This is a genomic window from Alcanivorax sp. (assembly GCF_002726155.1).
Classification (GTDB): Bacteria; Pseudomonadota; Gammaproteobacteria; order Pseudomonadales; family Alcanivoracaceae; genus Alcanivorax.
Genome location: NZ_PBSH01000053.1, coordinates 83409 through 94838 on the forward strand (window position 1 = coordinate 83409; position 11430 = coordinate 94838).

Genomic DNA, 11430 nt, shown 5'->3' on the forward strand with positions numbered 1-11430 from the left:
AGGCCTCAGGCTTCGCGGCTCAAGCGCCGCTCCTACGGGAATGAAGGCGAGGGTATCTCAGTCCTTGTCATCGATTCGTGAGGCTAGCAGGCTGTTCTCGATTATCGCAAAACGGTCCTGCCCCCAGACCATGTCATCTTGAGTCATAAAGCTCGGCACACCCCAGCTTCCCGCGGCCATCATGGCATCGCGGTTGGCTTCTGCCTGTTCGCGCCAATCGTCGTCATCCAGCCAGCGGCGAGCCCGATTCCAGTCCAGCCCGGCGTTCTCCACCAGGAACTTCAGGCCGTTATCGCTGGCGGCGTTGATGCCCTGGCTCCAGATGCCAGTGGCGGCGGCGCGCAACCATTCGCGCAGGCGACCTTCTTTTTCGGCAAAGGGCCAGATGGCCATGCAGCGTTCTACGCCGGCACCCACCGGGTCGCAGACCTTGCCGAACGGCACCGCGTGCAGGCGGGCTTCCCGGGCAGCGTCCTTGAGAATATAGAAACGCTTGGCTTTGGGGACTGTGAGCCCGCGCATCACCATGGGCAGCACCGGGCGGATTTTCAGGTCCAGCCCGTAGTGGTCTGCCAGTGCATAGGTACGCGCCAGGGCGATGTAGGAATAGGGGCTGCGGAAGGAAAAATACAGCACCAGCGGGGTGCCTTTAAGGGCTTCCGGAGTGTCTTTCAGGCGGGCCCGTTTGGCGCGGCCGTAGGGGAGTGGCCAGTCGGCACTGCCCAGGCCCAGATCGTTAAGCCGGTGGCCCAGATGATCCAGCCGCTCCACGCTCCAGTACCACTCGCCGGCGTAGTGCAGGGTGCCGGTGAGGTAGTGGCCGTCGTTAAGGAACTGGTCACGGCGGGCTTCCAGAGAGAGCTGGGCCCGGTCGGCAGCCTGTTGACCATGCTCACTGAGCAGGGCTTCCAGTTTGTCGTGATCGTTGCGCCACAAAGCATCGGCGAGGGCGGCGGCCAGGCTCCAGAAGCGCTCGTCACCTTCGTGTTTCAGCAGGCAGCGGGTGGCGGCCAGGCTGACCTCTCGGGGCGGCAGTTGCCAGTCTTCGGGGAAATCCAGCCCATGCAGGGTGGCCAGCTTGGCGGCGTCACGGGGAGCGAGCTCCGCGAGCATGTCGGCAGCGGGGTACATTTGCTGGTCCAGATACAGCATCACCCGGGGGGTGATAGTAATGCCGAAATGCCGGGCAAAGCGGGGCATTACCTGCGCCATCAACACCGAGTAAGGATCATCGATACGGAAATAGAAGGTGGCCTGGTGGGGTTGGCGCTTGAGTGTGCGCCGCCATTCCAGCAGCCGGCGGCGACATTGCTGCAGGCCTTCGCTGGTAATGAGTCTGGCGACCAGTGGCATTAATTTATGCTTGAGGCTCATTCGCGAAGGTCTCCTTCTGTGTAGCGTTCCATGTCTGCCGACAAGAAAAAGGCGACCCTGCGGTCGCCTTGATCGTTCAGCTTATTCGCCGATCTGGCTTAAGTCACGCACTGCGCCGCGGTCGGCACTGGTGGTGAGTGCGGCGTAGGCTTTCAGGGCGGTGGAGACCCGACGTGGACGGATTTCCTTGGGCTTGAAGGCCAGCTTGCCACGGTTTTCCATGTGGGTGCGGCGATGCGCCAGCTCTTCATCGCTGATATCCAGGCGGATGGTGCGGTTGGGGATATCGATATCGATGGTGTCGCCTTCATTCACCAGGGCAATGGCGCCGCCTTCTGCCGCTTCCGGAGAAGCGTGGCCGATGGACAGGCCGGAGGTGCCGCCGGAGAAACGGCCATCGGTCAGCAATGCGCATTCCTTGCCCAGCCCTTTGGATTTCAGGTAACTGGTGGGGTAGAGCATTTCCTGCATGCCCGGGCCACCTTTGGGGCCTTCGTAGCGAATCACCACCACATCGCCGGCAACGATCTGATCACCGAGGATGGCGCGTACCGCCGAATCCTGGGATTCGAACACCCGGGCGCGGCCGGTGAACTTGAGGATGGAATCATCCACCCCGGCGGTTTTCACGATGCAGCCGCGCTCGGCGATGTTGCCGTACAACACGGCCAGGCCGCCGTCCTTGCTGTAGGCGTTTTCGTAGTTGCGGATGCAGCCGTTCTCGCGGTCGTCATCCAGGCTGTCCCAACGGGTGTCCTGGCTGAAGGCAGTCTGGGTGGGGATGCCTGCCGGGCCGGCGGTGAACATCTTTTTAACGCCTTCGTCCTGGGTGCGCATGATGTCGTAATGCTCCAGGGCCTCGGCCACGGACGCTGAATGCACCATGGGGATATCCCGGTTGAGCAGGCCGGCCCGGTCCAGTTCGCCGAGAATGCCCATGACGCCACCGGCACGGTGCACATCTTCCATGTGGTATTTCTGGGTGGCCGGGGCCACTTTCGACAGGCACGGCACCTTGCGGCTCAGGCGGTCGATGTCTTCCATTGTGAAATCCACTTCACCTTCCAGCGCCGCCGCCAGCAAGTGCAGAACGGTGTTGGTGGAACCGCCCATGGCGATGTCCAGGCTCATGGCGTTTTCGAACGCTTTCACCGAGGCGATATTGCGTGGCAGCAAGGCGTCTTCGTCCTGCTCGTAATAGCGTCGGGTGATATCCACGATGCGACGGCCGGCTTCCAGGAACAGCTCGCGACGGTCCGCGTGGGTGGCCAGCAGTGAACCGTTACCGGGCAGGGACAGGCCCAGCGCTTCGGTCAGGCAGTTCATGGAGTTGGCGGTGAACATGCCGGAGCAGGAGCCGCAGGTGGGGCAGGCGGAGCGCTCGACTTCGTTCAGGGTTTCTTCGTCCACGCTGTCATCGGCGGCCATGACCATGGCGTCCACCAGATCCAGCTTGCCCTCGGCCAGTTTGGTTTTGCCCGCTTCCATGGGGCCGCCGGACACGAAGATCACCGGAATATTCAGGCGCATGGACGCCATCAGCATGCCGGGGGTGATCTTGTCGCAGTTGGAAATGCAGACAATGGCGTCGGCGCAGTGGGCGTTGACCATGTATTCCACAGAATCGGCAATGATGTCGCGGCTGGGCAGGGAGTAGAGCATCCCGTCGTGGCCCATGGCGATGCCGTCATCCACCGCAATGGTGTTGAATTCCTTGGCGATGCCCCCGGCCTTCTCCACTTCACCGGCCACCAGCTGGCCCATGTCCTTCAGGTGCACGTGCCCGGGAACGAACTGGGTAAAGGAGTTGGCGATGGCAATAATCGGCTTACCGAAGTCCCCGTCCTTCATGCCCGTTGCGCGCCACAGGGCACGGGCGCCAGCCATGTTGCGGCCATGGGTGGTGGTACGGGAGCGATACTGCGGCATGGGAACCTCGTTAATGGTCAATAGCGGGACGTAAGCCGAGCATTGTAACCCAGAGAGGGGCCGGGCTGTAGGGATTCGGTCGGCCTTCGAGCCGGGCTGTAGGGGCGCCAGTTATTCGCTCTGCTCACCCCTTCGGGGCCGCCTTGCCGGCGTTCCTTCGCTTCGCTCGGTGGGGCGCGAAAATGGCGTTTCGAGTTGCGAGAAGCGAGTTTCGAAAGGCAAAACCCTCAGTGGGCTCGTCTTTTGGGTTTTCGTGACTTGAAACTCGTTACTCGCTTCCAGGGTTTCTTCGTGGACGGTCTCCTGGGTAGGCGAAAGTGCTTGTGATAGCACAGGGCGGCAAAGCCCCGTTGTTCACCCGCCCGTAAGTTGAACATGTAGGATATGGCTTACATATTTTTGTAAGTTGCCGAGATAGAGTGAGTTTTCCCGTTAAACGCGAAGGCTTGAGAGAAGCCGCATGGGAGAGGCTTCCGGCTTATGGCCACAACATTAAGTATTCTGAGTTTTCCTTGGGGTCGCCGAGCCTTTATGGGGTGTTTGTGAGGAAGAATGGAAGCGTTAAAGCGGAGAGGAAATATCTGGCGTTTGGACAGTGTTATTGGTCCGGGCAAAGGAAGAAGTCAGAATATTGAATCATGCGATCAGTCTTAGCTTGGTAACATGCTGAGAAATAGGGTTTTCTTTTTCGTTATACGAATTCGATAACTGTGATATGAAGCCGGCGCCTTCATTGGATATTCGAGCCGGCTTCCTAATACCTGTTATCTGAACTAGGAGGTTGTGGTGCAAGGAATTTGTCGGCTTTGCCATTCTGAGTCGGTGTTAAAAGAAAGCCACTTCATTCCGAAGTTCATTGGTAAGTGGATAAAGCGAACTGGTATTACAGGCTACATTCGGGAAAGTAACGAAGTTCATATGCGTGCTCAGGATATCGCGAAAGAATACTGGCTTTGTGGGGATTGTGAAGCGCTGTTTTCTGAGTGGGAGCGAGAGTTTACAAACAAGGTTTTTTACCCATTCGCAGATAAAGGTGAATCAGTAGCAAGTTACGGTGAATGGATGTCAAGGCTATGTGCCTCGTTGTCTTGGCGGACGCTTACATATATTCGTAGTAAAAATGAAGCTGAACAAAAATCTGAAGATTACAACAAAGCTCTAGATGATGCTGAGCGCCATCTGGAAAAGTTTCTTCTGGGTGAAGAATCAAATCTTTATCAATACGAACAGCATGTATTCCCTCTAGAGCGAATTGAATCAACAACCGAGTCAGGGTTGCCACCAAATATCAATAGGTATTTTTTACGTACAATGTCTATGGATATTGTTGGTAATTCGACAGATTTATACGTATATACAAAGCTCCCCTGTTTCATTGTTTTGGGGGTGATTAAAGCAAAAGATCTGAGAAAGATGAGATCTAGCAGAATAGCCATTAAGCACGGAAAGATTAGCCCCAGAGAATATTGGTGGCCAGATGGTTTCATCAATTACATTGTTGAGAAGGCCCAAGCAATTTCAGATGCATACGACAAAATACCGGAAAAGCATAAAGCTAGCTTTGAAGAGTACATAAGAAAAAACCCGGATAAAGCGGCAAGTTCAAAGCTATTTGAGGCATTCACACATGATCACGACCAATTTGGCAAAAAAGTATTCAGATAACAATCGGCGGCAGTCGGACCCAGTTTTCGCTCGTGCCTCGCTACAACTAGCCCGCTGCACCGGGCGTTAGCTCACAAGAAAGGTAAGGGGAAATTATGGAGCAGGGAGTATATCGAGTTTTGCTCGATGGGAAGTGGTCTCTAGAGGACCTTACAGTCTTTTCTAGGGTGTATTTCCAGAATTATTCATTTATCTATTGTTTAGATTCATCTATAGAACATTCCGATACCAGAAGGTTAGAGTCAGTCCTAGAGCAATACGAGCTTCGAGATGGCCTTAGCTACGTCAATATCTATGACATTTTTAGAGCGAATATTCAAAAGGAAGATCAACCTCAGATTGAATCCATTCAGTATGCCTCTCCAGGCTGGCTGGATATGGTTCTCAATGTTGACGTAGCGCTTCAAGTTGCGAAAGTAATAGGAATATACCTCGGAACGCCTGTCGCCATAGCTGAAACTTATAAAAGACTTCATAAAATATTTACAGACTTGCAAGAGCAGCGGCGAAAATACCAGCGTAATTCAATGAAATTAGATGCTGAGAAAGCCGCTATCGCTCAGAAACTTACACATGAATTGGCAAAAGGTCTTGGTTTCGAGAACATCAAGCAGCTCGATGAGCAAACGAAAGATGTTGAGGAAAGCGCGAAGCTAATAATGGCGCACTATCGGCGTATTTTGAAGATCGCCAAGTTTGTACAATCAGGAAAAGCCGGTTTCCCAGTAGATGATGACAAGTAGAGCTAACCAATGCGTCAACGGGACCGGTTTTCCGCTGGCGCTCCAAACCGGCCCGCTGCGCCGGGCGTTAGAAAACCGGCGACAATCTTCAAAGCCCCTTCACAAACACCTTCGAATTCCGCTGCCAGTTATACAGCGACTGCCGGGCGCCTGGCAGTGCATCGACGCCCGCCGCTTCAAACCCCTGTTGCTGAAACCAGTGCGCGGTGAGCGTGGTGAGCACGAACAAGCTGTGCAGGCCCTGTTCCCGTGCCCGCCGCTCCAGGTAGGCGAGTACCTGGGCGCCCCGTTGACCTTTGCGGTAGCTGGAGTGAACAGCGACGCAGGCCAGTTCGCCGGTCTTGTCTTCGGGGAAGGGGTAGAGGGCGGCGCAGGCGATGACCATGCCATCGCGTTCGATGATGGCGAAGCGCTGGATTTCGTTTTCCAGTAGCTCTCTTGAGCGGCGCACCAGGGTGCCGTCTTCTTCCAGTGGTTCGATCAGTTCGAGAATACCGCCCACATCCTCAATGCGCGCGCCACGGATGGTTTCGTAGGTTTCCCTCGTCACCAGGGTGCCACAGCCGTCGCGGGTGAACAGTTCCTTGATCAGTGCGCCGTCCACCTGGGCATCGAGCAGGTGGGCCCGGGCCACGCCATTGCTGGCGGCATGGCAGGCGGCGGTGAGTTGCCGGTCCACGCCGTTGTTTTCGTACTGATCGCCGGCCAGCAGTTTGCCGGCTTGCTGGGGGCTGAGTTCGCGCACAAGCTCGCCTTGCGGATCGGCCAGGCGCAGGTGCTCGCCCATGATGATGAGCTTGTCGGCGCCCAGGGCGATGGCGGCCGTGGAGGCCACTTCTTCCGCGTTGACGTTGAACAGCTCGCCGGTGGGCGAGCCGCCAACCGGCGAGAGGAGCACCACGTTACCGTTACCCAGTTGCTGACGAATGGCATCCACGTCGATGCGCCGCACTTCACCGGTGTGTTGATAGTCGAAACCGCCGCGCACGCCTACCGGTTTGGCCACCACGAAGTTGCCGCTGACCAGCCGGATGCTGGCGTTATGCATGGGCGAGTTGGCCAGCCCCATGGAGAACAGGCCTTCCAGCTTCAGGCGCAATGCGCCGACCGCCGCCATGACGCTATCCAGCGCGGCGCTGTCGGTGATGCGCATGTGTTGCTCGAAGGTGGACTCGATACCGGATTCCGCCAGCCGGGCGCTAATTTGTGGGCGGGCGCCATGGACCAGTACCAGCTTGATGCCCAGGCTATTGAGCAGTGCCAGATCGTGAATCAGGGTAGGCAGGCGCGGGCCGTCCAGCAGCTCCCCGGACAGCATGACCACAAAAGTTCGGCCCCGGTGCGCATTGATATACGGGGACGAATTGCGGAACCAGTGAACCTGGCTGTCGGGAGTGATGCTGGGCACGGCGTGTTTCCCTGAAATTGGGGTGGTAAGTGGTTGATTGGTCAGTATAGCCAGCGAATTACGCCTGAGGCCAGATGCCGGACGCTTGATGTTAAACAAAAACGCCGCCCCGAAGGGCGGCGTTAGCGTGTTGCCTGCTGCGTGAAGCGTGAGGCGTCTCTCTAGGCTCCAAACAATCCCTTGAAGAAGTAGAAGAACAGGATCGATAGCAAGGCGCCGGCGGGCAGGGTGACGACCCAGGAGGTGAAGATGGTGCTCACCACTCGCAAATTGAGAGAGCCAATGCCCCGGGCCATGCCGACACCCAGTACCGCCCCCACCAGGGTGTGAGTGGTGGAGATGGGCAGGCCGGTGCCGGAAGCCAGGATCACGGTGCCGGCAGCGCCGAGCTCGGCGGCAAAACCGCGGCTGGGGGTCAGCTCGGTGATGTTCTTGCCCACCGTGGCCATGACCCGGGCGCCGAGAATAGCCAAACCGAAAACGATGCCCATGGCGCCGACCAGCAGAATCCAGCCCGGCATGGTGGCTTCCCCGCCGATCATGCCTTCGTTGACGATGACGCTGTTGATGGCGGCCAGTGGCCCCACTGCGTTGGCCACATCATTGGAGCCGTGAGCAAAAGCCATGGCACAGGCGGTAAAAATCATCAGTACCGCAAAGATGCGCTCCACGGAGTGGAAGCGGAAATCCTTATCGGCTTCCGGGTCCGGTTGAATGCGGCTGAGGAAGGCTGCGCCGATCAGGGCGACCACAAGGCCCCCCACTGCGGACCAACCGAGGCTGGCGCCATAGCTGATATCCAGGCCGATATGCTTGAGCCCTTTCAGCAAGGTGACAGCGCTAATCGCGAAGCCCACCAGGAACATATAGAAGGGCACCACGCGCTTGGCTCGCTGGAACGGATCGTCCTGGCTGAGAACCAGTTTCTGGACACTCTTGATCAGGGCGAAGGAGATAAAGCCGGCGAGAAGCGGTGAGGTGACCCAGCTGGCGACGATGTTACCTACCTTGTCCCAGTGGACCGCATCCACACCCACGCCTACGGCAGCAAAGCCGACGATGGCGCCGACAATGGAGTGGGTGGTGGAAACGGGCCAGCCAAACCAGGAGGCCACGATCAGCCAGATGCCGGCGGCCAGTAGCGCGGACATCATCCCGTAGACCAGATAGTGGGGGAATTCGGCAAAGACGCCGGCATCCACGATTCCCTTGCGTACCGTGGCTGTCACTTCGCCACCGGCCAGATAGGCGCCACAGAATTCAAAGACAATGGCGATCATTACCGCCTGTTTCACGGTCAAGGCGCCGGAACCTACTGAGGTGCCCATGGCGTTAGCCACATCGTTGGCACCCACGCCCCAGGCCATCAGGAAGCCGAAGGCCCCGGCCAGCAGCAGCATCAGATAGCTGTGCTCTAACATCCACTCCATAAGAACTCTCCTAGCGTGCGACCAACATCTGCAGGCGGCCGCCCACTTTCTGGGCGCGATCAGCCAGATCGCCTACCCATTCGATGATCTTGTAGAGAAAAATGACATCCACCGGGGGCAGTTCGCTTTCCAGCTTGAACAGGGTGGAACGGATGGTGATCTGCTGCTCGTCGTTGTTGCGCTCCAGCCGGTCCAGCTCTTCGATGAGCTCTTCCACGATCTGGACTTCGCGGCCACTGAAGCCGGTTTCGATGAGCTCATCGAGTTCATTGATGGCTTTCTGGGCCTGGGCGGAGGTGTCGATGGCACCTTGTACATAGCTCAGCATGACATCAGCCAGTACCGCGGGAATCGTCATCTGCCGGCCCAGCATCAGCCCGGAGATGTCTTTGGCCTTGTTGGCCACCTTGTCCTGCACGCTGATCAGGTCGAGAAGATCGGTGCGGGGCATGGGCAAAAACAGGCTTTTGGGCAGGTTCAGTCGAAATTCTTTCTTCAGTTCGTCGGCCTGGTTTTCCAGCTCCGCGATGCGTTTGCGGGCGGCGCGGGCTTTGTCCCAGTCGCTTTCGGTCACGGCAGCGAAGAAGTCTGCGAGTGTGCGGGCACAGTCGTGAACGGTGTCGTAGTGCTGTTGCAGGGGTTTGATTGGCGAGCGGCCGAACAGGCCGGCAATGGAGCTTCCAAAGGACATAGGCGCCTCGGGTCCAAGTTTTAGGGTTGGAAACAGCTTCCCATGATGCCGCTATTCGCTGCTGGCGGGTAGCGGCGGCGGGCCGGTGACAACGATGTCACAGTTCCGTCATGAATTGGGTCGCGAGTATAGAGAAAGCGGACGGGGCTGTCAGGGGTTCAGTGTTAGGGTTACAGTAAAGAGGCTGATAGCCCGCCTTTGGCTACGCCAGAATAATGAGATGACTCCGGTTCACCGGGGCTGTATTTGTGTTTCTCCGTTGTGGTGCGGGCGCCGCCCGCGTGCTGTGAAGAATTTGGGAGAGTAGAAAGAGTGACGAAAGTGAGCGCTAACGCCCCCGCTGATCCCGCCAAGTTGGACGGCCTGCTGATTGATGTGCGCTGGTTGATGCGCGAGTTGCTGGATGAAGGCCGCGTCAGCCAGGAAGACTTCAACGTCATCTCTACCACGCCGCGCGAGAAGAAAGAGCTGAATTGGCACGCCATTCAGGTGCTGGCCAAATACCGCCTCACGGACCGGACCGATACCCATCAGTTGCTGGATGTGGACTTTCTGACCCAGTGGCTGTCGGCCAAAAGCGGTTTGCCGGTATACAACATTGACCCGCTCAAGGTGCATGTGGATCAGGTCACCAATGTGATGAGCTACGCTTTCGCCGAGCGCCACGGCATCGTGGCGGTGGAAGTGCACCGTGACAAGGTGGTGGTGGCCTGCGATCAGCCTTTTGTGCGTGACTGGCAACCCCATTTGCAGCAGGTGCTGCGCGATCGTGAGCTGGAAGTGGTGCTGGTCAATCCGGAGCAAATGCGCCGCTACCGGATCGAGTTCTATAACCTGAGCCGCTCCATCGCCGGCGCCGCTGGCAATACCGGCCAGGAAATGTCGGGCATTACCAACTTCGAGCAGTTGCTGGAAGTGGGCAAGGGGCATCACGACGCGGACGATCAGCATATCGTCAATATTGTGGACTGGATTCTGCAGTACGCGTTTTCCCAGCGGGCCAGTGATATTCATCTGGAGCCGCGCCGGGAAACCGGCAAGATGCGTTTTCGCATCGATGGTGTCTTGCACGATGTGTATGAATTGCCGGCGGCCATCATGGCGGCGGTGACCAGCCGTTTGAAAATCCTCAGCCGCCTGAACGTGGCGGAAAAGCGCAAACCCCAGGATGGGCGATTGAAAACCAAGTCGCCGGAAGGGGATGAGATCGAACTGCGTATCTCCACGCTGCCCACCGCGTTTGGGGAAAAAATGGTGATGCGGGTGTTCGATCCGGACGTGCTGGTGCGCAGCTTCGAGCAGCTGGGCTTTAGCAAAGAGGATCACGATACCTGGAACCAGATGACCAGCCATCCCCATGGCATCATCTTTGTGACCGGACCCACCGGTTCGGGGAAAACCACCACGCTGTATTCCACTCTCAAGCAGCTGGCCACCAGTGAGGTGAATGTCTGCACCATTGAGGATCCCATCGAAATGGTGGAGCCCAGCTTCAACCAAATGCAGATCCAGGCCAATATCGATGTGGACTTTGCCCAGGGGGTGAAGGCCATGCTGCGTCAGGATCCGGATATCATCATGATCGGTGAGATTCGCGACCTGAAAACCGCCGATATGGCCATTCAGGCGGCGCTGACCGGCCACCTGGTGCTGTCGACCCTGCACACCAATGACGCGCCGTCCTCGGTGACGCGCCTCATTGACCTGGGCGTGCCGCCCTACATGATCAGTGCCACGGTGCTGGGGGTGATGGCACAGCGGCTGGTGCGAACCCTGTGCCCGAACTGCAAGGCGCCCAGTGAAACGGACCCGCTGGCCTGGGATGAGCTGGTTCGCCCCTTCAAGATGAAGATGCCAGAGACGCTGTATCAGCCAGTGGGTTGCCTGGAATGCCGGGGCACGGGTTATCGGGGCCGTATGGGGGTGTATGAAACCATGCCGTTGCGCACCACCCTGAAGAATCACATCACCCGTGGCGCAGACCTGGAAACCCTCACCCGGGCGTCGCTGAAATCGGGCATGAAGCCGCTGCGTATCAGCGGGGCCATGAAAGTGGCGAAAGGCTTGACCACCATTGAAGAGGTTATGCGGGTGACACCGTCACAGGATATCCTGATGGGGTGAATGAACGCCGGATGCCCGATGCCGGAAGCGTGACGCCAAAAAACCGAGCTCTCGTCAGGCGTCAGG

8 protein-coding genes are annotated in these 11430 nt (G+C 57.7%); 3 read left to right on the forward strand and 5 right to left on the reverse strand.

The window, feature by feature from the left end; translation table 11 throughout:
• Positions 1-57: 57 nt before the first annotated feature.
• Together CL546_RS16385 and ilvD are read right to left on the reverse strand one after the other, a co-directional pair.
• Positions 58-1374 (reverse strand): 2-hydroxychromene-2-carboxylate isomerase, encoded by a 1317-nt coding sequence (locus CL546_RS16385; RefSeq protein WP_290496825.1) that lies wholly within the window; start codon positions 1372-1374, stop codon positions 58-60.
• An 81-nt stretch (positions 1375-1455) separates the two neighbouring features.
• The gene (gene ilvD, locus CL546_RS16390; RefSeq protein ID WP_290496827.1) at positions 1456-3303 is read right to left on the reverse strand and encodes a dihydroxy-acid dehydratase; all 1848 of its coding nucleotides are present in this window, start codon (positions 3301-3303) and stop codon (positions 1456-1458) included.
• A gap of 786 nt (positions 3304-4089) precedes the next feature.
• On the opposite strand from ilvD, the gene CL546_RS16395 reads away from it, so the two are divergent.
• Both CL546_RS16395 and CL546_RS16400 read left to right on the forward strand, forming a co-directional pair.
• Entirely contained in the window at positions 4090-4968 is an 879-nt protein-coding gene (locus CL546_RS16395) for a hypothetical protein (RefSeq protein WP_290496828.1), read from the forward strand.
• A 95-nt stretch (positions 4969-5063) separates the two neighbouring features.
• Positions 5064-5711, forward strand: a complete 648-nt coding sequence (locus tag CL546_RS16400; RefSeq protein WP_290496830.1) for a hypothetical protein — start codon at positions 5064-5066, stop codon at positions 5709-5711.
• A gap of 88 nt (positions 5712-5799) precedes the next feature.
• Here the strand turns inward: CL546_RS16400 and argA are convergent, their stop codons facing one another.
• The 3 genes from argA to CL546_RS16415 all read right to left on the reverse strand — a co-directional run bounded on the left by argA (position 5800) and on the right by CL546_RS16415 (position 9240).
• Entirely contained in the window at positions 5800-7119 is a 1320-nt protein-coding gene (gene argA, locus CL546_RS16405; RefSeq protein WP_290496832.1) for an amino-acid N-acetyltransferase, read from the reverse strand.
• Positions 7120-7280: 161 nt separating this feature from the next.
• Entirely contained in the window at positions 7281-8549 is a 1269-nt protein-coding gene (locus CL546_RS16410) for an inorganic phosphate transporter (protein ID WP_290496834.1), read from the reverse strand.
• 10 nt (positions 8550-8559) lie between these two features.
• A complete protein-coding gene (locus CL546_RS16415; RefSeq protein ID WP_290496836.1) occupies positions 8560-9240 on the reverse strand; it encodes a TIGR00153 family protein in 681 nt (226 codons plus the stop codon).
• Positions 9241-9552: 312 nt separating this feature from the next.
• Here CL546_RS16415 and tfpB point away from each other — a divergent pair, with 312 nt between their 5' ends.
• Positions 9553-11364: a type IV pilus assembly ATPase TfpB gene (gene tfpB, locus CL546_RS16420; RefSeq protein ID WP_290496838.1), complete on the forward strand. Its 1812-nt coding sequence runs from the start codon at positions 9553-9555 to the stop codon at positions 11362-11364.
• The last annotated feature ends 66 nt before the right edge of the window (positions 11365-11430 follow it).